The organism is Hyphomicrobium sp. (assembly GCF_041674905.1).
Taxonomy (GTDB): domain Bacteria; phylum Pseudomonadota; class Alphaproteobacteria; order Rhizobiales; family Hyphomicrobiaceae; genus Hyphomicrobium_B.
In genome coordinates, this window is the sequence record NZ_JBAYUV010000006.1 from 14,955 (window position 1) to 37,846 (window position 22,892).

Consider the following 22,892-nt stretch of genomic DNA (forward strand, 5'->3'; position numbering starts at 1 on the left):
GGCGCCTGCTTGACGCGATGGAAGGAAATCCTGGGTGCAAATGAACGCACCGCCGAATTGGAGCCTATCGGCGTCATCGACGTCGGCTCCAACTCGGTGCGTCTTGTCGTTTATGAGGGCGCCGTCCGCGCGCTGACCCCGGTCTTTAACGAAAAAGTTCTGTGCGGGCTTGGACGTTCCGTTGCGACCACGGGAAGTCTCGGTGAAGAATCCGTCGAGCGCGCCTTGGCGGCGTTGGCGCGCTTCAAGGCCGTTGCGCGCATCCTGAGCGTCAAGAACCTGATGGTCATCGCGACCGCCGCCGTCCGCGACGCTCAGAACGGTGCTTCTTTCATCAAGCGCGGTGAGCGCATTCTCGACACCTCGATCGAGATCCTTTCGGGAGAGAAGGAAGCGCGGCTCGCGGCTCAGGGCATCATGATGGGCTTTGTCGACGAGGACGGCATCGCCGGTGATCTCGGCGGCGGCAGCCTCGAACTCGTCGATCTCGCAAAAGATCGCTTGAAGGAAGAAGCGACACTGCCGCTCGGCGGCCTTCGCCTCATCGACACCACCGGCAACAGAATTGAGCGCGCGGGCGATCCGATCGACAGCGCGATCGCAAGCCTGCCCTGGCTTGCTAACGGCGAGGGCCGGATCTTTTATGCCGTCGGCGGAACGTGGCGTTCGCTCGCCAAGCTGCACATGGAGCAAATCCGGTATCCGTTGCATGTGATGCAGGGCTACAAACTTTCGGCGCGCGAAGCGATTGATCTCTGCGAGCAGTTTCGTAAGACCAAGAAGCCACTCGAAATCCCGGGCATCGCCAGCGTCGCCCGCGCCCGTCGCGAAGTGCTGCCGTTCGGTGCTCTGGTTCTCGAACGGCTTATAAGACGGATGCAGCCGCGCCAGATCGTCTTCTCGGTATTCGGCATTCGCGAGGGGCTGATTTACGGTCTGCTGCCGCCGCACGAGCAAATGCGCGATCCATTGCTGAGCTTCTGCGAGGACTATGCGGCCCTGCGGTCGCGCTCCGTCGAGCACGCCTGGGAGCTATGCCGCTGGACCGATCGGATTTTCGCCGATCCCGCGCTTGAAGAGACGGCCGACGAGCGGCGTCTTCGCCATGCGGCCTGTCTTTTGTCGGATGTCGGATGGCGCGCCCATCCCGATTATCGCGGCGAGCAAAGCCTCAACACAGTCGCGCATGCCGGTCTCGGAGGCGTGGATCATCAGGGCCGCATTTTTCTTGCCCTGTCGGTCTTCCATCGGCACGAAACGTCGGAAGGCAACGGCGAGCAGCTGTCCGAACGGCTGCGAAGCCTCGTCAGCAAAAGGGTTCAGCGCCGGGCGCGGATTGTCGGGGCCGCCATACGGGCCGCGCATATGCTGTCGATCGGGATGGCGGGGGTCATCGATCAGATTCCCCTGAACTACGAAAATGGGCTGCTTGTCCTGACCATTCCGCGAGCCTATGCCGCGCTTGACGGCGAGCGACTTCGCCGCAGATTCGAAGCATTGGCGGATCTGCTCGGCAAAAAGCCAAAAATTAGAATAAGCGGGTAAAAGGCAGCTCGCCTCGCTTGTGACGCAAGAAATTCTGATAGAGTGCAGGCACAAGCTTGCAGGATGAAGCGGCCCTCCATGGCGGAAGACCTCTACGACATTTTGGGCGTCTCAAGACGCGCGACCGAGGAGGACATCCGCAAGGCGTTTCGCAAATTGGCGAAAGCGAACCATCCGGACGTCAATCCCAACAACGCCGCGGCGGGCGAGCGCTTCAAGAAAATCACGGCCGCGAACGACATTCTGAGCGATCCGGAAAAGCGCCGGCAATACGATGCTGGCGAGATCGACGGCAAGGGCGACCCGCGCCGGCCGTTCTGGGGACATGCCGGAGCTGGTGCCGGTCCCGGAGCGGGCGCCGGGCCTCGTCGGGGCCCTCAGGCAGCGCGCGGCGGTCAGGCCGGCGCGTTCGAGGACTTCAGCTTTTCCGATATTTTTTCCGACGTGTTCGGCGCCGGGAGTGCGGGTGCTGGCGCAGCCCGGCGCGAAGGGTTCGGCTTTGCGGCACGCGGGCAGGATCTCCGGTATTCTCTCGAGATCGATTTTCTTGAAGCGGTTCTTGGCGCCAAGAAGCGCGTCACGCTTCCCGATGGGGGCGTTCTCGATCTTGCGGTGCCCGAGGGCGTGACCGACGGACAGACCCTGCGCCTCAAGGGCAAAGGCACGTCGGGATCGCTCGGCGCCGAAGCGGGCGATGCGCTGATCGAGATCAAGGTCCGCCCGCATCCGGAATTCAAACGCGACGGCGACGACATTCTATTCGAGCTTCCGATAACGATCGATGAAGCCGTGCTTGGCGGCCGCGTCGAAGTTCCGACACCCGCCGGTCGCGTGCAACTCGCCGTTCCGAAAGGCACGAGTTCCGGCAAGACGTTCCGCCTGAAGGGCAAGGGCGTGCGGACGCGCACCGGCGCGGGCGATCAACTCGTCACGGTCAAGATTGTTCTGCCGCACGACATCGACGAAAGTCTCTCCTACTTCTTTTCCGAGTGGCGTCAGAAGCACGGCTACGACCCGGGCCGGAAATAAATGCGATTGGCGGCTCTCATTCGTAAATCCGGCCGCCTCGATTTTCGTCATCCTCACGCGCGGTGAGCCCCTGCGAGCAAGCGTGGGGATCCAGCACAAGACTGCCGAAGGCTCTTCAATCGATTTTGCCGCAAGCTTTGCGCTGGATTCCCGGCTTTCGATGCGCCTTTGGCGCACTTGGCCGAGAATGACCACACCATGCGATTGGCGGCCGGCTCACGGAACGCGTGTAGGCAATCGCCATCACACTTGTCCGCGATTGGCGGCCGGCTCTCCGAAGGAGAGTCGCCAATCGCCATCTTAAAGACTCGCTGGAACCGCGCGCACTTCGCCGTTGACGAGTGTGAGCGCAAGCTCACCACGCTTGAGCTTCAGCGCCGCTTCGCCGAACAATGCGCGGCGCCATCCTTGCAGCGCCAGAATGTCTGCCTCATTCGACATCGCGAGCTGCTCCAGGTCTTCGCTGCTCGCGATGATGCGCGGCGCCACGCCATGTTCGGCCGCGGCCGCCTTCAGCAGCACCTTCAAAAGCTCGAGTGTCGCGCTCGCTTCGGCCGACAAGGACTCGGTTCGCTCGATTTTCGGAAGCGTCTTAGGATCACGCGCCGCGCCGGCCTTGACCGCTTCCAGGATTTCCTTCGCGCGTTGCGAGCGCGCGAAACCGTCCGAGAGCGTGCGCAACTGTCCGAGCGCTTCGACGTTGACGGGAATCTGATTGGCGACGTCGTAAAGCGCATCGTCGCGCAGCACGCGCCCGCGCGGCACGTCGAGCTGTTGCGCGAGGCGTTCGCGCCAAGCCGCAAGCTCGACCAGCACGCCAAGCGATTTGCGGCCCTTGACGCGTAATCTCAGACGCTGCCACGCGTTCTCTGGCGACGTGTCGTACGTGCCGGGATTGGTGAGAACCCCCATCTCTTCCTGCAGCCACGGCGTGCGCCCGGTCTTATCGAGCGTCTGCCGAAGGTGCAGATACACGTCCCTCAAGTAGGTGACATCGGCCAACGCGTAGTCGAGCTGCTTGGGTGAAAGGGGCCGTCGGCTCCAATCCGTGAAACGCGAACTCTTGTCGAGGTCCGCGCCCGTCGTTTTCTTCACGAGGTTGACGTAGCTGATGCTGTCGCCGAAGCCGCAGACCATTGCCGCAACCTGCGAGTCGAAGACCGGCGCCGGTACAACCCCCGATTTGAGAAAAACGATTTCGATATCCTGCCGCGCGGCGTGGAAAACCTTCACCGTCGAGGTGTCGGCCATCAGCTGGTAAAACGGCGCGAGGTCGAGCCCCGGCGCGAGCGGATCGACGACCGCCTCGGCCTCGGGCCCAGCCAACTGGATCAGGCATAGCAGCGGCCAGAACGTCTGCTCGCGCAGAAATTCGGTATCAACCGCAACGTAGTCGCTTTTGGAGAGGGTTTCGCAAAGTGCGGCCAGCTCCGGCGTGGTGGTAATGGTCAGCATTTAGGGACGCCTATAGCGTATCGATTTTCGGTTGTCGCCATCAGCTTGGTCGCGGCCCGATCTGACGGCGATTCGCGGCGGTCTTGGGTTGCATCGCACCTTTAGCCGGCTCATGCGAACCGATCGACGGCAATGCGCGTCCTCTGGGGGTACTTCGGCCGCTGCCCCGTAACCTTGACTTTCGCCCGTCCCCATGCGCTTTTCCGCGGCGATTTCCATCCATACCGAGCAAAGGGTTTCCGGCAATGGCCGAGGCAAAACTGCATCGTTATCGCTCGCACACCTGCGGCGCGCTTCGGAAGGCCAATGTCGGTGAAAACGTTCGGCTGTCGGGCTGGGTGCACCGCGTCCGCGACCACGGCGGCGTGCTGTTCATCGACCTGCGCGACCACTACGGCGTGACGCAGGTCGTCGCCGATCCCGATAGCTCCGCTTTCAAGGCGGCCGAGGCCGTGCGTTCGGAGTGGGTCATCCGCATTGACGGGAAAGTCCGCAACCGGCCGGATGGTACGGTAAATAGTGATCTTCCGACCGGCGAGATCGAACTCTACGCGACCGAGATCGAGGTGCTCTCGGCCGCCAAGGAACTTCCTGTCCCGGTTTTCGGCGAGCCGGACTATCCGGAAGATCTGCGCCTGCAGTATCGCTTCCTCGACCTGCGCCGTGAATCGCTGCACGCGATCATCATGAAGCGGCTGGAGATTACGCGCGCCATTCGCGCACGCATGCATGACGTCGGCTTCAACGAGTTTCCGACCCCGATCCTGACCGCATCGAGCCCCGAAGGCGCGCGCGACTTCCTGGTGCCGAGCCGCATTCACGAGGGCAAGTTCTACGCGCTGCCGCAGGCGCCGCAGCAGTACAAGCAATTGCTGATGGTGTCGGGCTTCGACCGTTACTTCCAGATCGCGCCCTGCTTCCGCGACGAAGATCCGCGCGCCGACCGCCTACCCGGCGAATTTTACCAACTCGACGTCGAAATGAGTTTCGTCGAGCAGGAAGACGTGTTCTCGACGATGGAGCCGGTGCTCACCGGCCTCTTCGAGGAATTTGCAAACGGTAAGCCGGTGACGAACAACTGGCCGCGCATTCCTTACGACACGGCGATCGCGAAATACGGCTCCGACAAGCCGGATCTCCGCAACCCCATCGAAATGCAGGACGTGACCGAGCACTTCCGCGGCTCGGGCTTCAAGGTCTTCGCGGGCATGATCGAGAAAGACCCGAAGGTCCGCGTCTGGGCGATCCCCGCGCCGACGGGGGGCTCGCGCGCGTTTTGCGATCGCATGAATTCCTGGGCGCAGGGCGAAGGCCAGCCGGGCCTAGGTTATATTATTTGCGAGACCATTCAAGGACCCCCACCGAAATCTCTCGATGAAGCAATAGTTGCCGCAATGGATGCCAAAGGCTTTGCAGGCTACGCGAAAGAGCAGGAGAACGAATTTTACAGAGTCGGAAAAGGGCCTGTAGCCAAGAATTTGGGCGAGGTGGCAACCAGTATTCTTTTAAATGAGCTGAAGACCGAACATGGAGATGCTGTTTTCTTCGTCGCCGGCAACCCGGCGAACTTTTACAAGTTCGCTGGCGCGGCTCGCGATCGCGCTGGTCAGGAATTGAAGCTCGTCAAGGAAGACCAGTTCGCGCTCGCCTGGATCGTCGACTTCCCGTTCTACGAGTGGAACGAGGAGGAGAAAAAAATCGACTTCTCGCATAACCCCTTCTCTATGCCTCAAGGCGGAGGCGAAGCGCTCGACGCCGCGACGACGAACGAAGATCGCTTGAAGCTCAAAGCCTACCAGTACGACATCGTTTGCAACGGCTACGAGATCGCCTCGGGCGGCATCCGCAATCACAAGCCAGAGGTGATGATCAAGGCGTTCGGCATCGCCGGGCTCGGACCCGAGATCGTCGAGCAGCGCTTCGGCGGATTGTTCCGCGCCTTCCAGTACGGAGCGCCTCCGCATGGTGGCATGGCGGCCGGAATCGAACGCATCGTCATGCTGCTGACCGGCGGCAAGACCGTGCGCGAGGTGGCGCTCTTCCCGATGAACCAGCAGGCCAACGACCTGTTGATGGGCGCGCCGAGCGACGTCACGCCCAAGCAGCTTCGCGAGCTTTCGCTCCGCGTCGTCGCTCCGGAAAAGAAGGCTTAGCAGCAGCCAAAAAAAAGCGCCCGTTCGAAGCTCGAAGGGCGCCGGATGCGAGTTATTAGTTCGCGAGGTATGAGTAGGGAGAAAATGCCAGTCTAGGGATTGCGGGCGGTGGCCAACCACAACCCGTGTTGTCACCTGGATATGCGCATTTGCATGCCTTCGCCACACAACTCGCCGTGCGCAAAAGCCTCGCGTTTCGTGAACGGCCGTGAACGGCCGATCATGCGCGCGTGAGACCAGCATAACTACGGTGACGCTGTAATACGGGCGCGCCGATCGATCGCGCCCGTTGCCTGTTGGCCAACTCCATCGATCGGACTACGACAGAAACCTCGGAAGAGGTGGTCATGTCGATGCGAATTCTGATCCTCGGTGCCGGCGCAACTGGCGGTTACTTCGGTGCCTTATTGGCCAAGGCAGACGTTGACGTCACGTTTCTGGTCAGGCCGAAGAGGCGCGATCAGCTGAAACGTGACGGTCTCGCGATCAAGAGCCACCTCGGCAACGTCGCCACGCCGGTGACCGCGATCACGCGCGACGAAATCTCGAAGACGTATGATGCCGTTATTCTGAGCAGCAAGGCTTATGGTCTCGCGGATGCGATCGAGACGATCCGTCCCGCCGTCGGTGCCACGACGCTCATTCTCCCACTGCTCAATGGCATGCGCCATCTCTACGACCTCGATAAAGCGTTCGGAGCGGAGCACGTCCTCGGCGGAACATGCCACATCAGCGTGGTTCTCGACGCCGATGGGAGCATTCGCCATCTGAGTCCGTTCGGTTCGCTGACGCAGGGCCCGAGAAACGCTGCTCAGCGCGAAGGCGCCGTGCGCCTCCAAAAAGAACTCGAACGCGGCGGCTTCGACGCAAGATTTTCCGACGATATTATCGGCACGATGTGGGAGAAATGGTTCTTCCTCGCGACGCTCGCGGGCTCGACCTGCCTCATGCGCGCGACCGTCGGCGAAATCATGCGAACCGCCGAAGGCGCGCGCTTTATTTCGCGCATGCTTGATGAGTGCTCGGCCGTTGCGTCCGCGTGTGGTCACCCGCCGCAGCCCGCTGCCCAGGAGAGTGCGCGGGCGACGCTGACGGACCGACAATCGAATATTTCGGCGTCGATGTTGCGCGACATTCAGCGCGGGGCTGAGATCGAGTCGGATCATATCGTCGGCGATCTCATCCGTCGCGGCCGCGAGCAGGGCGTACCCACGCCCTTGCTGGACGTCGCCTACGTGCACCTCCAGGCCTATCAGAACAGATTCAACGCGACCGAGGAAAGCATCGTTTGATGAAGCGGATAATTACCGGACATTAATTTTCAGAGCGTTTGCCGGTCTTGTCTTTGTCAGCCAAAAGCGGGACAACTTGCTGCTGAAAACGGGATGTCCGGTATGCTGCGCTCGCTTCTCTGTGCCTTCTCACTTTTGCTTGCCGTGTCGTCGACGTCCGCTCACGCACGCCCACCCAATCATGCCGAAGACTGGAACGGCGCCGAGATCAATTGGCGAGACGCGCGCTCCGGAATTTACGAAGCCTCGCAGACCGGCCGTCCCGTCATCATGGTTTTCCATGCGACGTGGTGTTCGGTGTGCAAACGCTTTCGTCAGGTTTTCAAGGACCCGGGGATCGTCGCGGCATCGCGCGATTTTGTGATGATCCTCGTCGACGGCGACGCCGAAAAGGAACTGAACGGAGCGTTCTCGCCCGATGGCGTCTATGTGCCGAGAACGCTTTTCATCGACTCCGACGGCAACGTTTCCGACAAGCTGGTCGGGAGCGATCCGCAATATCCGCATTCTCTCGCCGTCGACAAACCCGATGAGCTTTTGTCTCTGATGAAGAAGGCGCACGGGGTTTTCGACATGGCGCCAAAGGCTTCACCTCCAGCCGCAGCCGTTGAAGACCGGACCTGACGCTCAAGTCCAAATCCCGCTCACTGTTCAGTTGCGCTTGGGGTGCCGGCCCGGCATAAGGACCGCCGGCGCGGACGTGGTGGAACCGGTAGACACACAGGACTTAAAATCCTGAGACGGTAACGTCGTGAGGGTTCGAGTCCCTCCGTCCGCACCAAATATATTCGGTGCAAAAGCCGATACCCGACGACCGATGCGGAGACGCCGTGTCTTTGGCCCTGACACCTATCGATTTTGCAAGCTGACCAGTGCCACAATCAAGAAGGCGGTCGACATCGACTGCGGGCCAGGAGCCGGGGGCATGAGGTTTTATTCCGCATGAGCCAAGCCGGACACTACGGCCGCTGGATGGGTGGTAAATGCGGCACGCTTTCCAGTTCCTTTCGGGAGAATCGACTTGTAGCAGGTCGATTCTGTTGTCGAGGGCCACGCGCTCAACTAGTTTCCAGGCCGGGATAGATTATTTTTTGGAGGGGCAAATGCGTTCCTTGAAACTCGGCTTAGCCGCCGCGGCGGCCTTCTGCGCACTTTCAGCAACGGCTCAGGCAGATTGCATTAAGGTGGGAGCGGTCGGCCAAGCTGTGACCCACGATATCGCCGAACTCTTCTCGACGCATGGCCTTGCAAACATCATCTACGGGCAGGGCCGCGTGGGGAAGGGCCCGGTCCACACAAAATGCGACGACAGCTCGAGCATGACGACGTGTCACTCATCGCAGACGGCGTGCAAAGTGACGACACCCAAAACCTGCTTGGGCGCTTGGCTTTGCTTCCCGGCGTGACGCTGCTCTTCTAGATTAGCAAACAATTCGCGAGCACTTTGGCGACGATTTTTCGCGATCGGCAAGCCAAGCAAGCGAAAGTGCGCTACGACGTTACCGGCGCCGCTCGCGCCCATGCTTTGAGCCGCTGCAGCGCTGTGATCTCGCCGTTTGGATGGCTCTGACAAGCGCAAGGCGGCGCAAATAAATTCGACCGCTGCCGACAACAGCCGATGTTGTTTTGCGCTATGCGCGCACGCGCACGGACTATCCGGCTTCTGATCCCGTCGTCACAGGGGGCGACGGCGGCAGGACTGGACCATCCTACGATCACACCAAGGCATGGCGCGCAAGCCCCTCCTAACCAACATTCGAAGCGCGCCAACCTGCCTGCTGGCGGTTAAGCCGAATACCGGCTAGGCACGTTAAATAACGACATTCTTGACGAAGTGCGCCTGCCACTCGAATAGAGCCCGGCGCCTTCCTCCATTTGAAAAGTTTTCGCAATCATGACCTTCCCATCGGTTCATCCCGCGCTCGGGCGCGCTCTTTCGGCGCGCGGCTACTCTACGCCGACCGCCGTGCAACTCGCGGTTCTCGAAGCCAATACGGTCGGGCGCGATTTGCTGGTGTCGGCCCAGACCGGCTCAGGGAAAACGGTGGCCTTTGGACTTGCGATAGCTCCAACGCTCCTTGGAGAGGCGGAACGTCTTCCGCAAGCCGCCGAGCCGCTGGCCCTGATCATCGCCCCGACGCGCGAGCTTGCCATGCAGGTGCAGCGCGAACTCGACTGGCTCTATACCGACACCGGCGCGCGTGTTGTCGCCTGCGTCGGCGGCATGGACGCGCGCGCGGAAGCCCGCCAGCTCAGCTTGGGTGCCCATATTGTGGTCGGCACGCCCGGGCGCCTGCGCGACCATCTGGAACGACGGCGGCTTGATCTGACAAAGCTCGCGGCCGTTGTGCTCGACGAGGCCGATGAGATGCTCGATCTCGGATTCCGCGAGGATTTGGAATTCATTCTCGATGCGACTCCGGAAAGCCGCCAGACGTTGCTGTTCTCAGCCACCATGCCGCGTGAGATCGAAGCACTGGCGCGCCGCTACCAGCGCGACGCCGTCCGTATCGAGACCGCAAAGCGCAACGAGCAGCATGCCGACATCGACTATCGCGCCATTCGTGTCGCGCCGGCTGACATTGAAAATGCCATCGTCAACGTGCTTCGGTTTCACGAGGCCGGCGCCGCGATTGTGTTCTGTTCGACGCGTGAAGCCGTAAAGCGGACGCACGCGCGCTTATCTGAACGAGGCTTCTCAGCCGTGGCCCTATCCGGAGAGTTGACGCAGAACGAGCGCACCCATGCGCTGCAAGCGTTACGTGATGGCCGCGCGCGCGTTCTCGTCGCGACGGACGTGGCGGCGCGCGGACTCGACTTGCCGGCTCTCGCGCTCGTCATTCACGCCGATCTGCCCAACAATACCGAGACGCTCCTTCACCGTTCGGGTCGTACGGGCCGGGCTGGCAACAAGGGCCTGTCTGTTCTGATTGTGCCGTTCAATCGGCGGCGCAAGGCCGATGCTCTGTTGGCCGGTGCGAAGCTCAAGGTCACGTGGGGTCCGGCACCAACTGCTGAGGAGATCCGCACACGCGATCAGGAACGCTTCCTCGCCAATTCTATCTTCACCGATCCCGCGACGGACGAGGATCTGAAGCTTGCGCAAGCTCTTCAGGCCAGCCGCAAGGCGGAAGAAATTGCTCTCGCCCTGGTCCGCATCCACCGTGCCCAGCTTCCCGCGCCCGAAGATCTTGCTGAGGATACGGGCCCGCCGCCGCGGCGCGATGACCGTGAGCGAGCACCACGCAGTCATGGGGCGCACGATCGAGGTGAGCGCGCGAACACGCGTTCGGGAGAGAGCCGCCCCATGCGTCCCGTGCGCGATCAGGGCCGCGAGATGGTATGGTTCCGAGTCGACATCGGCCGCGAGCGCAAAGCCGATCCCCGGTGGCTGCTACCGCTTCTCTGCCGCGCCGGCAACGTGACGAAGGCCGAGATCGGTTCCATCAAGATATTCGATCGCGACACGCGCTTCGAGATCGCCGCCGAATTTGCAGACAAGTTTGCGGATGCTGCGCGCGCCATGAAGCCCAATGAGGGGCGGATATCGCGCATCGGCGGTTCCATGGAGGGCGACGCCGGTATGCGTGGCAATCTGACCGGTGCCGTCCAGCAGCGGAAAGACGACGTGGCCAATGCCGCAACGTCCGCAGGTCCGGAGACGGGTCCGCGCGGAAAAACGCCGTGGCGGGATCGAAACAAAGAGAAAGCTGGCGCTCCTCCCCATCGAAAGCGTGACGCATCGAAAGATCATTCCAAGGGCACTGCGCCTCGCTCCGGTTCGTCGAAATCAAACGGCACATATAAGCCTGGGTCAAAATACGCGCATAAGAAGAAGGACCGCCCGGCGTCGTAGACTTAGGCATAGCTTTCTGAAAGCCGCCGTCTGCCTAATGGCACTCAGGGTCACAAGCCGACGTCGGCGCGCGACACCCATCGTCGAGACGTTGCAGATTTTGCAGCACTTTGTCGGCGGGACATCTCGCCGTCGTAATTCTTGCCGCATCAAACGACAGAAATTCCGCGCTGAGGAGTAAGCAATGCGGGCGCCAGTACGAAGCTGGCGCCAGCAGCAGTTTCACCCTGGACCGGGCTTGGCTCTAAGCCGCCCTCAGCAATCCGGTCTTGGGATGGCAGTTGATGTACTCGAAGTACTGGTTTGACGCATCGAACACCGAGACCTCGTGATAGAGCGTCAGTTTCTTGAACTTCTTCGCGAGCTTGGTGAACGTCACGAAGATCGCCAGATGCGTCGGATGCGACTCCGCCCAGGTTTCGAGCTGAGAGAGTGAGCGCCAAAGGCTATAGCCGAAGCCCTTCTCCAGAAGATTGCCGTTCTCATCCATATGGTGGAGGTACCGGTTGCAATAGCAGCCTGCTTCCAAGCCATCGTCGCGGAGATAGTTCATGCCTTCGTTCAGGACGGGCTCGATCTCGTCGAACCAGGTCCGTCGCTCATCACCTTCGGTGAAACTCCAGTCCTCTCCCGAACGGATGAGCGCAAGATTGTCATGACCGGCAACGATGACGCGACCTCCGAGCGCGGGATTTCCCTGCTTGACGGCAACCTCGCCCATCGGATCGAGCGTGTCGGTTTGCGATTTCGGCATACGATCCCGCATCGATCCCCAATAACCATGCTCGATAATGGGCTCGCTCATGCCGCCCATCAGAATGCTGACTCCCTCCAGTGGTCCATGATCATGCGTGTAGATGGTCTCGAATTGCTCCATGCGCGGCTGCAGGATCTCACGGAAATAGCCGACTCCTTCCTTCAGCCGCTTATCGGACGCCCACCAGTCCGAGATGATCGGGCTCTTGTTCCACTTTTGAAATTCGGACGGATCGATCCAGTACCCGACGGCGATCAGGTTGAGATAACCCTGGCCGTCGACGAACTGCACGAGGTCGTGACGTGCCGGGCCGTGTGGCTGCTTGAACGTCTCCAGGATTTTCTGGAACGCCGCGCAGGCTCGGCCCTTGTTCTCGTCGCCTTTCGATTGCACGCCGAAGTACGACATGACAAGCTGCTCGATGGATTCCGGTCCGCGTGCGGAATACATCGAGACAGCCGGATTCCACTTGTCGCTGACGCGCCGCGACCTTGTTCTTGGACATCGCAAATGACTAGGTATTGATGAGTCCAATGACATGCTGTCGTTCCTCCCGATTTCTTATTTGATTGTTTGACGATATGGACCGCAAAAAAAGAACGCGCAGGCTCATCGGCCCTGCATGTCACTGCGGCCTTCGCAAAGATTAGTTCGGGGGTTTCAAGTGACGCCAGAGCACGGTGCCCGCGAAATCCAGGCAAAATGCCCGCTCAGGCGCCGTTCGGGACGAGATTGTCGGACGGGATCAGTCCGGCGGCCAACGCGAGCCAGACGAGATGCGCATCGTTCTCTGCGCCGATCTTGGCTTTGACCGTATAGTGGATGTTACGCACCGTCTTGAGGCTGAGGTTCAGGAGATCCGCGATGGCCTCGCTGCCGAGGCCCGTTGCGACCAACCTCAAAACTTCCATCTCGCGCGGTGTGAGATCCTCAATAACCGGACGGCCGCCGCCAATGCGATCTGCCGCAAGGGCGCGCGAGATATCCTCGCTTATCGCCCGCCCGCCTTCGGCGATGACCTCGACGGCGCGAATGAGCTCTCCGGGGGGACTGCTCTTGGTGATGTATCCCCTGGCGCCCGCCTCAAACGCCTTCAGAGCGTAGGCCGAGCCGGAATGCATACTGAAAATGAGGACTTTCGCGTCCTTGTCGAATTCGCGTATGCGCCGGATCGCCTCGACGCCGCTGGCGCCCACCAGCGACAAATCCATGATGACCACGGAAGGCTTATGGGTCTTGTAGGCGATATAGGCGCGATTGGCGTCCTCTGCTTCCTCGCAGACCGTGAACTGAGGTCGCATTTCCAAAAGCCGACGGTAGCCTTCCCGCACGACAGGGTGGTCGTCGACAAGAAGGATGGAAATCGCCTTCATGCCGTTATCCCGTGCTCGTCGAGAGGCACCAACGCAAAGACGCGCACGCCCTTTGGAGCGTTGGAAATCGCCAAAGATCCTCCGAGCCCCGCGAGGCGTTCGCGGATACCCAGTATTCCGTGTCCTGACGATGTATGAATGCGCCTGACGTCTCCGCCGCCATCGTCTTCGACGGTAAGAATAACATGGGGATCGCGCGCGCTGTGACGTTCGACGTGGACGCGCACTTCGGAGGGCCGCCCGTGCTTGGTGGCATTGGTGAGGCATTCTTGGACGATGCGGTACAGGTCGACGGCAATACGCTTTGGAAGCCCCGCAAGTCGTCCAGCCATATGCAACCGGTAGACCGTGCCCGTTTTCGACTGTTCGTTGAAGTCGGTGATGAGCTGGCGAAGGCTCGCTTCCAGTCCCACCTCCTCGATGCTTTGAGACCGCAAACGGACAAGGGTCGTACGCAAGGCGCCCATTAAGCGTTCCTGCGTTTTGGCGATTGCTTTCGCATCGCGCGCAATATCCGGCCGGTCAGGCAAGGCGCTGCTTTCAATGACCGTGGCAAGTGCCGTCGTTGCGCTGAGAGCTTGCCCAAATTCGTCATGCAGGTCGCGCGCCAAGGATCTTCGTTCGTCCTCCTGAACCTGAAACAATCTGAGGGTGAGGGCGTTGCGCTCGGAATTGGTTTGTCGAAGCGTGGCGGCGAGGCGGTTCACTGCAGTCGCGATATGATTGAACTCGGTGCTTTTGAATTTTCCAAGCTGCAGCCCGAGTTGCCCGTCCTCTATTTTTTTGAGTGCCGTGATGATCGCCTGGGCAGGAAGCAACGCGTGACCGATCATCAGCGCTGCCAGAACGGCAATGCCCGAGGCCAGAAGAACAGCAATGTTGACGACGGTCGATATTTCGCGCCATGCGCGCCGCTGCGCCGCTTCCGGATCGGCGCCTGTCACGAGGTTGCCGGCAGTCTGGTTATGAATCGAGAGTGGCTGCGTTATCGGTTCGTAAGAGCCAAGGAGCGCGAGGTAGGCAGCCGAAAACAAAGCCGGTGCTCGTGGCCCTAACGCTTCGACCTGATTGCATAGCTTGCTGCGATCGGCGCCGGGCAAACCAAAGGTTACGCAAACGCCTGGAGCGATGAGGCTTTGGGTTTCGACGGTATCCCAGTTCGGAAGGGGGACTAACGAGCCGCGCTGAATCCCGTCGCGGAAGATCAAATGCTGCCAATAAAGGGATTGCAGCCTTTGATTGACGCGCGTTGCAGTGGACGCGACGTCCGCCTCTATGGACCGATGCGCATCCCAGACTAGACCCCCGATGGCCACGGTGAGGCAGAGCAAAACGACGGCCATGAGGCGAATAATCAACAACGTGAGAAGACGCATGACCCGCTCCGTCTTGGTTCGACTTTCTAAGTCTGCATCCTTGCGTTCCAAAAATGAAGATGCCCCGGGCATCGGCGGGCAAAATGCCCGGAGGTTCGGCGAGGTTTTATGCGCCTGTTCGGCCGGATCCCGCGAATTATAGCCATCAGGCTATCGGGCGGCCAAAAATGGCCTACCCGACGCACACCGCATTCGCACCACAAGCACGCTACGCTTAAGGCTCATTCACGAAAAAAAGCACGAGATTTCCGCGCGGCGACGGCTGGCGCAAATTCCAGCGCTCAGCCGATGGTATAGCCGCCGTCGACCACGATCTCCTGGCCGTAGATATTCTTGGCTCCTGAGGACGCGAGGAATAAAGCCGTTTCAGCGATATCGTTCGGCTCTCCGAAAGCTCCGGGCATCAGCCTGGCATTCACATTTTTTGCCACGGCGGCGAGGACATCGTCGGGGAGGCCGACCTTGCTCCATAACGGCGTGCTGATAGGTCCTGGCGCCAGGCAGTTCACACGGATGTTTCGCGGGGCAAGTTCAACCGCAAGCGTCTGCGCAAATGACTTTAACGCAGCCTTGCTAGAGTTATAGATTGCAAGCCCGGGGAAACCAACGGTCGTCAGGAACGTCGTGATGAAAAGCACGCTGCCGCCGGCGTTGATGTGGGGCAGGAATTTCCGAACTGTCTCCGTCGCGGCGACGAAATTCAGGTTGAACTGCTCGGCAATCGCTCCCGGGTCGCTGTTCTCGAACGGCACCACTTTTGCGCCACCGGCGTTGGGAATGACGACATCGACCGTCCCGTAAGACTTGACTGTTTCCGCGACCAGGCGATCGAGGTCCGCTGCGTTCGTAACGTCGCCCGGCACGACCAGAACATTTTCCGGTGACTGCTTTTTGAGTTCCAGCAAGCCATGTTCCGAGCGCGCCATGATCACAAGGCGGTATCCGGCGTCGAGAAACTTCTCGGAGATCGCGCGGCCTATTCCCGTGCTGGCTCCCGTCACGACCGCAACTTTGTGTTTCCGTTCCATGTACCGCTCATGCTGCTTGCTGGATGATGACTGTATTGAGGCTGCGCTTGTAATCCAGCCTTGATCGAGATCCAATGGCAAGACTTGTCATTGAATTCTGCGAACCGGCAAGGGCAGGGTGCCTGCGGAGTTTGGGCATGGTGCCCGGCTTGATTGGGGGGGGGCGTTCTTGCGGCAGTGCTCTGTGAGAAAGCGCTCTATCGTAGCCGGATTGCGGTTAGCATCGCGCACCGCTGCGTAAGTCGTTCAGTGAATGCCTACAGCAGCAATCCGACAGGCAACCGCGATACGGTTCAGAGATCATCACGGGTGGCTACGTCGCCAGCTGCAGCGGATTGGCATGGCGACGCGATTTTCCCTCGAAATAGCAACCGTCCTCTAGCGACAGATGCTTATGAAAAATGTTCGCGGCGACGGAGGACGCTTTCTTCAGCGTCAAATGGTTCGCAAAGATTTCTCCGGAAACCTCTCCGAGCACCGTGACCGCATCGGCCACGATCGCACCATCGACGCTGCCACGCTCGGCGATGACGACAGACGTGCAGCGTACATCACCGAGCACGGTGCCCTCGATGATGAGAGGGCCCGGAAACTCGAGTATACCTTCGATGATCGCTTTGCGGGGAATGGTTAGAGCAGCGGACAAGGAACGGCTTGCATCACTCATGGGTATGCACTCAGACTAGATATGTGACGTCCCGCTCGCGAAGGTTATCGTCGTAATCCGTGGCGAGATTGAGGACCCCGTTGATCCGTCTCCCAACGTGTCGCAAATCCAAATCTGCCGAATGATCGGCGCGCCAACGTCATTCGTGAACGACCCGCGTCGGCACGTTCAACTTATGCGCCGCCAGATAGCCGTTCGCGTTCTTTCAGCAGCGCCGCAAGCTGCGCTTCCTGTTGCGCGATGCGCTCGGACGTCAGCCCTTCATCGGCAGCCCCCGAAAAGGCAGCGGCCTGCTCGACAAGCTCACGAAGATTGTCGCGGATGAGGCCAATCCGCGTGTTGATTTCGATAAGATCGGCCGATTCAGCCATCGGAGTTCCTTTTACCGAGCGGTTGTTGCGCCAGAGACGGACGTCTCATCCGAGGATTTTCCATCGTCTGAACCAATTGGCCATTTGCTGCCAAGAGTCCTCGGCCGCTTCCTTATTGTAGCTCGGGCGATAGTCGGCATGGAAGCCGTGCCCGGCGGTGGGGTAAATTTTGAATTCAGCAGTTTTTCCCGCCGCTGCGAGGGCGGCTTTCATCTGCTCAACCTGCGCAGGCGGAATGCCCTGATCCTCCGCTCCATAAATTCCGAGCACCGGAGCTTTCATGTCCGGCGCGAGCTCCAGCGGACTTTTCGGCCAAATCTGTTTCTGTGGGGCCGGATCGATCAGCGAGCCATAGAATGCGACGCCCGCCTTTATCTCATTGCTTGCCGCACAATATTCCCAGACCGTTCGCCCGCCCCGGCAAAATCCGATAATGCCGATCCTGTCCTTGTCACCACCTTGAACTTCGGCCCAGCGAACCGTCGCGTTGAGATCCCCGATCAATTCCGCGTCCGGCTTGGCATTAACGAGCGGCATCAACTCGCGAATTTCGCTGATGCCGGCGAGCTGTCCTTGCCGGAAATAATAGTCGGGCGCGACCGCAAGCGCCCCGAGCTTGCCGAGACGACGCGTCACGTCTTTGATGTATTCGTGCAGCCCGAAAATTTCCATCGCGACGAGAATGATCGGCGGTTTCGCGACGTTCGCCGGTCGCGCGAAGTATAACGGCATCTCGCCGCCATCGACTTTGACGCTGCTCATTCCAGCATCGAGCCCGTTGGTATCCGTCTTGACCGCTTCGGCGCGAACGGGGCCCGCGGCCAGCGTGTAGCCCGCGGCAACCGCTGCCGATGCGCTCATGAAGTCGCGCCGCGAAAGAGGCGGCTTCTTCGTAAGCCCGAAGATATCAGAAGCGAGCCGCTGCCGTTCTGTCATTACGCACTCCATCCTCGACGCTCATCATGAAACGATAGCAGCGCGACGGCGTCATGTCAGGCCGCAAAGGTAGAAGACGCACGGAAGCGTGGCGAACATTCAAATCGGCGCGCACAAAAAAAAGAGGCGATGCGCTCGCACGCACCGCCTTCAGAAACACGAGCCGAAGCCGGCTTATTTCTTGACGCACGCTTTGGTGGTTTTATCCCACTTCATGTCTTTTGCTTTTTTGCAGTCTGCTTTCGTCATCGGCGCGTCGGCAGCGTTGGCGACGATCGGAGCCGAAAAAGCGACCAGCACGCCGGTAAGGACCGCGCCACGCACAAGCTTGGAAATCATCTGGATCTCTCCTCCATCGAGTTTCCTGGATGTTGTCCAGGTCTGCGCTAGATACTCCTCGGAGCCTGATGGGGTTCTTACGGCGCATATACTTTTCCGTAAGGTCGACGTATCGGCATCAGGAAATAATTTTTCTACGATCGTCTTTGCGCGGATCAGCGAAAGACAAAATTTCGCCAAATGTTTTCAGGCGAAGCACCGGCAACGCTTCCAGCAGCCGGTTGCCGATTGCGAAGATCTTTGCGCGCGCTTGCGAAGTTTCGTTAAGCCAAGCCCTGCGCGCATAAGTCCAAATTCGCCGCGCCACAGGGCGGCTCTCAATGATTGTTGCCGCATTGAGCATCGTTTAAGACACCTTGCAATGGGCCCAGCCGCCCTGTCTTTGGCAATTTCCGTCACAAGCCTAGGGGATAAAACAACAATGAAGCTCGTTCGATTTGGCGCACACGGCGCGGAAAAGCCCGGCATCGTGGATCGTGACGGAAATATTCGTGATCTCTCAGCGCATGTTCCTGATTTTTCCGGTGCGCATCTGGCGCCTGCCGCGCTCGTCAAGCTCGCCGCCATCGATCCGGCCTCTCTGCCAAAAGCGCCGGAAGGCGTCCGCCTCGGTCCCCCGGTCGCCGGTACGCGTAACTTCATCGCCATCGGGCTGAACTACGCCGACCACGCCAAGGAAACGGGTCAGGAAATTCCGACCGAGCCCATTCTTTTCAACAAGGCCACGACGTCCATCTGCGGTCCGAACGACGACGTGATGATCCCGCGCAATTCCCGCCACACCGATTGGGAATGCGAAATCGCGTTCGTGATCGGCGCCCGCGCGCGCTACGTCGAAGCGAAGGATTGGGCGAAATACATCGCCGGCTACTGCATCTGCAATGACGTCTCGGAGCGCAGCTTCCAGAGCAAGCGTGGCGGCCAGTGGGTGAAGGGCAAATCGGCGGAAACATTCGGTCCGATCGGACCCTGGCTGGTAACGCCGGACGAAATCGCCGACGTTGGAAATCTGGCGATGTCGCTCGACGTGAACGGCGCGCGCAAGCAGACCGGCTCGACCGCGACGATGATTTTCAACATTCCCTATCTGCTCGCCTACGTCACCGAATTCATGGTTCTGGAGCCTGGCGACATCATTTCCACCGGAACGCCGCCGGGAGTGGGCACCGCGCGCAATCCGAGGGAGTTCCTGAAGGCGGGCGACGTCGTCGAACTCAAGATCGACGGCCTCGGCACGCAACGCCAGAACGTCGTTCCGTTCGCGCTCTGATTAAAAGCTGAGATCAGGCGTCGTCATCGTTGGACGGCTCGTCACGGTCGTTTGATCTGTTGAAGAAATTCCGCAGATCAGGTCCGGAACGCACGGCGAGCCGCTTCCTGATTTCGTGCCAGGATTGCGGATTGTCGAGGTCCAGCCGATCGAGCGCTTCGTGCACGGATCGGAGTTGATCCTTGAGCTGCTGCTCGCCGTGAACGAGCCCGTCGTCTGGTTGCGCAGCAGCCTCAAGCTCCTCGATCAAATAGCTGACGAGACCCGTTTCCGGGAACAGCATGTAAAGAAGAAGGTCGTCGCGAACGCGCCCGTCGACGCCTTCCAGCAGCGACAGCTTGCGCTCGTCGCCATCGATTTCCCGGCGCATCTTGGAATAAACTTCGCTCAGATCGCGGTCCTGGTCGTTTTGGAAGGCACGCAAAATGACGCCGAGGCTTTCATTCTTCTTGCTCTGCGAATTGAGTGTCTTCCACGCCTCCAGGATCGCATCGCGCGACTGCAGCTGGCTCAACCGCGTGTCGACGATATCGGAACTGAGATGGATCGCGTCCAGCAGTGCCTCGCGGTAATAGGCGATGAGATGTGCGCGCTCTTCGTCCGACAGCGGACTGATGCGCGGCAGAGCGGGCCTCGGCTTCTCGATCTCGCGCGGGCGAGGTTCGAATTGAAGCTCGGGTTGCAACGCATGCAGAGTTCCACCCTCGATGGCGGGCTGGTCCCTGAAGCCTTCAGCACGCGCCCGCTCAATCCGGTACTGCGATGAGTCCGGCGCCGTCGCCCGGATCGTCAGCAGCGTTTCGTAAAGCGTCGGTCGGATGTAATAGCGATCCGCGATTTTGAGGTCTGGCGCGACAGCCTTGACGGCGGAGCCCGCATTCATCACGCGACGCACGACGCGGGAGTCGTAATCGTTCGTAATGTCGGTCAGCGTCACCATCGACGTGAAGCCTTCCGTCTCGCGGATCGGCTCCAATGTGTTGAGCACGATTTCGGAATGCTCGCGCGGATGGGGAGCAAGTGCCGCCGACACGAGCTGATCGAGGCGCGCGCGGTCCTTCGCCGAAGCATCCGTCTTGAACTGCTTGTCGACGACGCTCGACAGATACTCGCGAAGCTCGCTGCGCACCCGGTATCGTTCAGGATTGTGCGAGACGGTTTCAACGGCACCAATGTCGGCGCCTGCCGTCAGCACCATGCGCACGCGATCCGCTTGCGAGCGCTCCATCGTGCTGAGATCGGCAAGCGCCGAAAAGCCGTCTTGGTTCGTGATCGGTCTGAACGCCTTCAGCGTCAGCCATGCTGTTTCATAAGGGTGCGCGCCAAGCGCTGCGTTGATCGTCGCTTCCAGCTGTGACCCCGAGCGGGATTTGTAGCTCGGAATATCCGACAGCGGCGAACGCACGGCATTGGCGCCGAAAAGCCCGGACATGAAGATCAAGCCGTCAAGCCCGATCGCAATGGCAAGCGCAAGATAAGCGAGGCGGTTACCGTCCTGGAACGCATTAATCGTCACGACGAAGCGATGCGCCTTGTCATCGCGTGACAGCTCGATGCGATTGATCTTCGAGCGTAGCGCGGCGGTATCATCGCTCGGCAAGGCGCTGTCTGACAGGCAGCGGCGCGCGAAAGCATACAGATCGTCGGTTGACTTGTTCTCGACGAGCCTATCGCCGCCGACGCAACTCTCCTGGAAAACCTTGGTGCCGGACTGCAATGCAAAGAGCCCGGACGCCGCATCCGAGACGGCTTTCGGATCGCAGTCGATGCCATTGAGAAGCGGCTTCGTTTCCGGCGTTGCGGACAACGCGCCGTAGATGTCGTTACAGAACCGCTGCACCGTCGCGAGGCGTGCGGTGTTCGGCTCCGCGCGAAACTCGGACTTGGCACGATCGAAGGCGGGCATGATTTTCGCCGGATCGATCTTCGGTCCGCTGTCGTCCTTCGCTGAATCATCGGAGAGCGCGATCCGCTGCTTCGCCGTATCGGCTTCACCCTTGTATTTCGCGAGGTCGCCGTCGAGCGTCGCCAGTTCCGCATCGATGGCGGCAAGCCGCGACTCGATCGTGCTGAGCCGCTTCTGCGCGTCTTTCGTCCGCTCGCCCGCGATCTGCGCGGCGCCCTGTGACATCGCAAGTTCGCTCATACGCTGTCGGTAGATCGGACCACGGCCCGCTTTCAGTGTCCCCTCGACGCCCTTGTCTTCGGCGAGCGCTTCGACGCGTTTGGCGCCGACGTCCTTCATTTTCAGATCATATTCGGCTTTCTTCGTTGCGTAGTCGGCGGCAAGCTCCGGACGCTGAGCTGCAAGCCGGGATTTCTCATCCGTCAGCGAAGTCTTGCGCCCGGCGAGTCCGGCTTGACCGGCTTCCGCCGATGCAATCCGCTCCTGCTGCTCTTTGACGGCCCGGCTGCGCGCCTCGATCTGTGCATTAACATAACGCTCGATCGCGCCCTGCGATTGCGCGGCGGCTTCCGTGATGGCGCTGAGCTGTTGCTCGTAGCCTTTCCAGGCCTCGGTCGTGAAAACCTCCGCCGCTAAGCTATTGCTGCGCGACCCGAGCGCCTGCTCGATATCGGAGAGAATGCCCGACACCTGGTTCTGCGCGCGAAGCTCCGCCGCGCGAACGCGCTCCGATTGCGGAAAGATTGAGGTGAAGAAGCTGTCGAACGAAAAGAACACGCTCGTCGCCATGCAGGCGAGAAACATCAGCCACAGCATCGAATTGCGGATGATGACGCGCGCGACCTGCAGATACGGACGCACCAAATCGTTGGCTGCGTAGAGCGCGATCAGCGCCACCATCAGCAGCCCGGCGCCGACCATCAGAAACTTATCGCCGGCGTTCGCCCAGCCAAGGTCCTCGACATTGGCGTGCTTGACGTCGGCCTGTCCGGTCCACTGCAGGAACAGCACGAACCCGGTGACGAAAAGAAGAAGTCCAATGGCGCTGCCGAGCCAAGGCTGTACCGCAGAACCGACCAGTGACGAGTCGGTAGGACGGGCGCGCGAGTTCATGCCCGTCGCAAAGCTCTCGCCGATCAGCCACGCGACGATCAGCATGATGCCTTGGATGCCGAACGTCACCATGCCGGAAAGCAGCGGCTCGCCGGTGAAATTGTACATTCCCTCCCAGGTCCGCCATCCGGCGGCCGCCGAGAGCACGATGCCGGTGGTGCCGAGGAGCGCCAGCCGCCAGTTCGTGAAAACCGTGTCCTCGATCGTGTCGCGCAAACGCCGCGCAATGCGCGTCCTGAGCAGCAGGGCGATGGCCGCCGTGAGGAAAATCGCAGTGCCGATCGGCCGGGCGTTTTCACTTATCAGGTCAATCAGATGCTTGACGTCCATCGGGGGTAAGATCCCAGCTACGGCACAGGCGAATCACTGGCCGCTATTTTGCGCAAAACACGCGGCTGATTGGCGGCAGACCATCTTTTAGGTAAC

The 22,892-nt window shown here is 60.3% G+C and carries 18 protein-coding genes and 1 tRNA gene; 8 read left to right on the forward strand and 11 right to left on the reverse strand.

What is annotated here, in order from left to right; translation table 11 throughout:
• Window positions 1–9 precede the first annotated feature (9 nt).
• Together WC026_RS03935 and WC026_RS03940 are read left to right on the forward strand one after the other, a co-directional pair.
• The gene (locus tag WC026_RS03935; RefSeq protein ID WP_372709502.1) at window positions 10–1,545 is read left to right on the forward strand and encodes a Ppx/GppA family phosphatase; all 1,536 of its coding nucleotides are present in this window, start codon (window positions 10–12) and stop codon (window positions 1,543–1,545) included.
• A 78-nt stretch (window positions 1,546–1,623) separates the two neighbouring features.
• Window positions 1,624–2,574 carry a DnaJ C-terminal domain-containing protein gene (locus WC026_RS03940; RefSeq protein ID WP_372709503.1) on the forward strand — a complete coding sequence of 317 codons (951 nt, stop codon included), beginning with the start codon at window positions 1,624–1,626 and terminating at the stop codon, window positions 2,572–2,574.
• 300 nt (window positions 2,575–2,874) lie between these two features.
• Here the strand turns inward: WC026_RS03940 and rnd are convergent, their stop codons facing one another.
• Window positions 2,875–4,029, reverse strand: a complete 1,155-nt coding sequence (gene rnd / locus WC026_RS03945; RefSeq protein ID WP_372709504.1) for a ribonuclease D — start codon at window positions 4,027–4,029, stop codon at window positions 2,875–2,877.
• A gap of 260 nt (window positions 4,030–4,289) precedes the next feature.
• Between rnd and aspS the strand changes: the two genes are divergently transcribed.
• The 5 genes from aspS (at window position 4,290) to WC026_RS03970 (ending at window position 11,330) form a co-directional block, all read left to right on the forward strand.
• Window positions 4,290–6,182: an aspartate--tRNA ligase gene (gene aspS / locus WC026_RS03950; RefSeq protein ID WP_372709601.1), complete on the forward strand. Its 1,893-nt coding sequence runs from the start codon at window positions 4,290–4,292 to the stop codon at window positions 6,180–6,182.
• A 347-nt stretch (window positions 6,183–6,529) separates the two neighbouring features.
• Window positions 6,530–7,474 (forward strand): 2-dehydropantoate 2-reductase, encoded by a 945-nt coding sequence (panE, locus tag WC026_RS03955; protein ID WP_372709505.1) that lies wholly within the window; start codon window positions 6,530–6,532, stop codon window positions 7,472–7,474.
• Between the two features lie 102 nt (window positions 7,475–7,576).
• The gene (locus tag WC026_RS03960; RefSeq protein ID WP_372709506.1) at window positions 7,577–8,098 is read left to right on the forward strand and encodes a thioredoxin family protein; all 522 of its coding nucleotides are present in this window, start codon (window positions 7,577–7,579) and stop codon (window positions 8,096–8,098) included.
• 70 nt (window positions 8,099–8,168) lie between these two features.
• Window positions 8,169–8,255 (forward strand) — tRNA-Leu (locus WC026_RS03965).
• Window positions 8,256–9,368: 1,113 nt separating this feature from the next.
• Window positions 9,369–11,330, forward strand: a complete 1,962-nt coding sequence (locus WC026_RS03970; protein ID WP_372709507.1) for a DEAD/DEAH box helicase — start codon at window positions 9,369–9,371, stop codon at window positions 11,328–11,330.
• 244 nt (window positions 11,331–11,574) lie between these two features.
• On the opposite strand, the gene WC026_RS03975 is transcribed toward WC026_RS03970, so the two are convergent.
• From WC026_RS03975 to WC026_RS04015, 9 genes are all read right to left on the reverse strand, one after another.
• Entirely contained in the window at window positions 11,575–12,537 is a 963-nt protein-coding gene (locus WC026_RS03975; protein ID WP_372709508.1) for a phenylacetaldoxime dehydratase family protein, read from the reverse strand.
• Window positions 12,538–12,797: 260 nt separating this feature from the next.
• On the reverse strand, window positions 12,798–13,460 hold the full coding sequence (locus WC026_RS03980) for a response regulator (RefSeq protein ID WP_372709509.1): 663 nt from the start codon (window positions 13,458–13,460) through the stop codon (window positions 12,798–12,800).
• Window positions 13,457–14,836 (reverse strand): histidine kinase, encoded by a 1,380-nt coding sequence (locus WC026_RS03985; protein WP_372709510.1) that lies wholly within the window; start codon window positions 14,834–14,836, stop codon window positions 13,457–13,459. Before WC026_RS03985 ends, WC026_RS03980 begins: the two co-directional genes overlap by 4 nt.
• Before the next feature lie 281 nt (window positions 14,837–15,117).
• On the reverse strand, window positions 15,118–15,864 hold the full coding sequence (locus WC026_RS03990) for an SDR family NAD(P)-dependent oxidoreductase (RefSeq protein ID WP_372709511.1): 747 nt from the start codon (window positions 15,862–15,864) through the stop codon (window positions 15,118–15,120).
• Between the two features lie 313 nt (window positions 15,865–16,177).
• The gene (locus WC026_RS03995) at window positions 16,178–16,531 is read right to left on the reverse strand and encodes a polymer-forming cytoskeletal protein (protein WP_372709512.1); all 354 of its coding nucleotides are present in this window, start codon (window positions 16,529–16,531) and stop codon (window positions 16,178–16,180) included.
• A gap of 173 nt (window positions 16,532–16,704) precedes the next feature.
• Window positions 16,705–16,902, reverse strand: coding sequence for a hypothetical protein (locus WC026_RS04000; protein ID WP_372709513.1), 198 nt, complete (start codon window positions 16,900–16,902; stop codon window positions 16,705–16,707).
• A gap of 45 nt (window positions 16,903–16,947) precedes the next feature.
• Window positions 16,948–17,838: a dienelactone hydrolase family protein gene (locus WC026_RS04005; protein ID WP_372709514.1), complete on the reverse strand. Its 891-nt coding sequence runs from the start codon at window positions 17,836–17,838 to the stop codon at window positions 16,948–16,950.
• Window positions 17,839–18,012: 174 nt separating this feature from the next.
• Entirely contained in the window at window positions 18,013–18,177 is a 165-nt protein-coding gene (locus tag WC026_RS04010; RefSeq protein WP_372709515.1) for a hypothetical protein, read from the reverse strand.
• A gap of 118 nt (window positions 18,178–18,295) precedes the next feature.
• Window positions 18,296–18,520 (reverse strand): hypothetical protein, encoded by a 225-nt coding sequence (locus tag WC026_RS04015; protein ID WP_372709516.1) that lies wholly within the window; start codon window positions 18,518–18,520, stop codon window positions 18,296–18,298.
• Window positions 18,521–18,598: 78 nt separating this feature from the next.
• Between WC026_RS04015 and WC026_RS04020 the strand changes: the two genes are divergently transcribed.
• Window positions 18,599–19,447, forward strand: a complete 849-nt coding sequence (locus WC026_RS04020) for a fumarylacetoacetate hydrolase family protein (protein WP_372709517.1) — start codon at window positions 18,599–18,601, stop codon at window positions 19,445–19,447.
• Between the two features lie 13 nt (window positions 19,448–19,460).
• Here the strand turns inward: WC026_RS04020 and WC026_RS04025 are convergent, their stop codons facing one another.
• On the reverse strand, window positions 19,461–22,796 hold the full coding sequence (locus WC026_RS04025; protein WP_372709518.1) for a hypothetical protein: 3,336 nt from the start codon (window positions 22,794–22,796) through the stop codon (window positions 19,461–19,463).
• Between the last annotated feature and the right edge of the window lie 96 nt (window positions 22,797–22,892).

What these genes read in the sequence shown, in the direction of transcription:
- WC026_RS03940 (WP_372709503.1), top strand. Translation starts at nt 1,624, where the DNA reads ATGGCGGAAGACCTCTACGACATTTTGGGCGTCTCAAGACGCGCGACC.
- rnd (WP_372709504.1), bottom strand. Translation starts at nt 4,029, where the DNA reads ATGCTGACCATTACCACCACGCCGGAGCTGGCCGCACTTTGCGAAACC.
- panE (WP_372709505.1), top strand. Translation starts at nt 6,530, where the DNA reads ATGTCGATGCGAATTCTGATCCTCGGTGCCGGCGCAACTGGCGGTTAC.
- WC026_RS03960 (WP_372709506.1), top strand. Translation starts at nt 7,577, where the DNA reads ATGCTGCGCTCGCTTCTCTGTGCCTTCTCACTTTTGCTTGCCGTGTCG.
- WC026_RS03970 (WP_372709507.1), top strand. Translation starts at nt 9,369, where the DNA reads ATGACCTTCCCATCGGTTCATCCCGCGCTCGGGCGCGCTCTTTCGGCG.
- WC026_RS03975 (WP_372709508.1), bottom strand. Translation starts at nt 12,537, where the DNA reads ATGTATTCCGCACGCGGACCGGAATCCATCGAGCAGCTTGTCATGTCG.
- WC026_RS03980 (WP_372709509.1), bottom strand. Translation starts at nt 13,460, where the DNA reads ATGAAGGCGATTTCCATCCTTCTTGTCGACGACCACCCTGTCGTGCGG.
- WC026_RS03985 (WP_372709510.1), bottom strand. Translation starts at nt 14,836, where the DNA reads ATGCGTCTTCTCACGTTGTTGATTATTCGCCTCATGGCCGTCGTTTTG.
- WC026_RS03990 (WP_372709511.1), bottom strand. Translation starts at nt 15,864, where the DNA reads ATGGAACGGAAACACAAAGTTGCGGTCGTGACGGGAGCCAGCACGGGA.
- WC026_RS03995 (WP_372709512.1), bottom strand. Translation starts at nt 16,531, where the DNA reads ATGAGTGATGCAAGCCGTTCCTTGTCCGCTGCTCTAACCATTCCCCGC.
- WC026_RS04000 (WP_372709513.1), bottom strand. Translation starts at nt 16,902, where the DNA reads ATGGCTGAATCGGCCGATCTTATCGAAATCAACACGCGGATTGGCCTC.
- WC026_RS04005 (WP_372709514.1), bottom strand. Translation starts at nt 17,838, where the DNA reads ATGACAGAACGGCAGCGGCTCGCTTCTGATATCTTCGGGCTTACGAAG.
- WC026_RS04010 (WP_372709515.1), bottom strand. Translation starts at nt 18,177, where the DNA reads ATGATTTCCAAGCTTGTGCGTGGCGCGGTCCTTACCGGCGTGCTGGTC.
- WC026_RS04015 (WP_372709516.1), bottom strand. Translation starts at nt 18,520, where the DNA reads ATGCTCAATGCGGCAACAATCATTGAGAGCCGCCCTGTGGCGCGGCGA.
- WC026_RS04020 (WP_372709517.1), top strand. Translation starts at nt 18,599, where the DNA reads ATGAAGCTCGTTCGATTTGGCGCACACGGCGCGGAAAAGCCCGGCATC.
- WC026_RS04025 (WP_372709518.1), bottom strand. Translation starts at nt 22,796, where the DNA reads ATGGACGTCAAGCATCTGATTGACCTGATAAGTGAAAACGCCCGGCCG.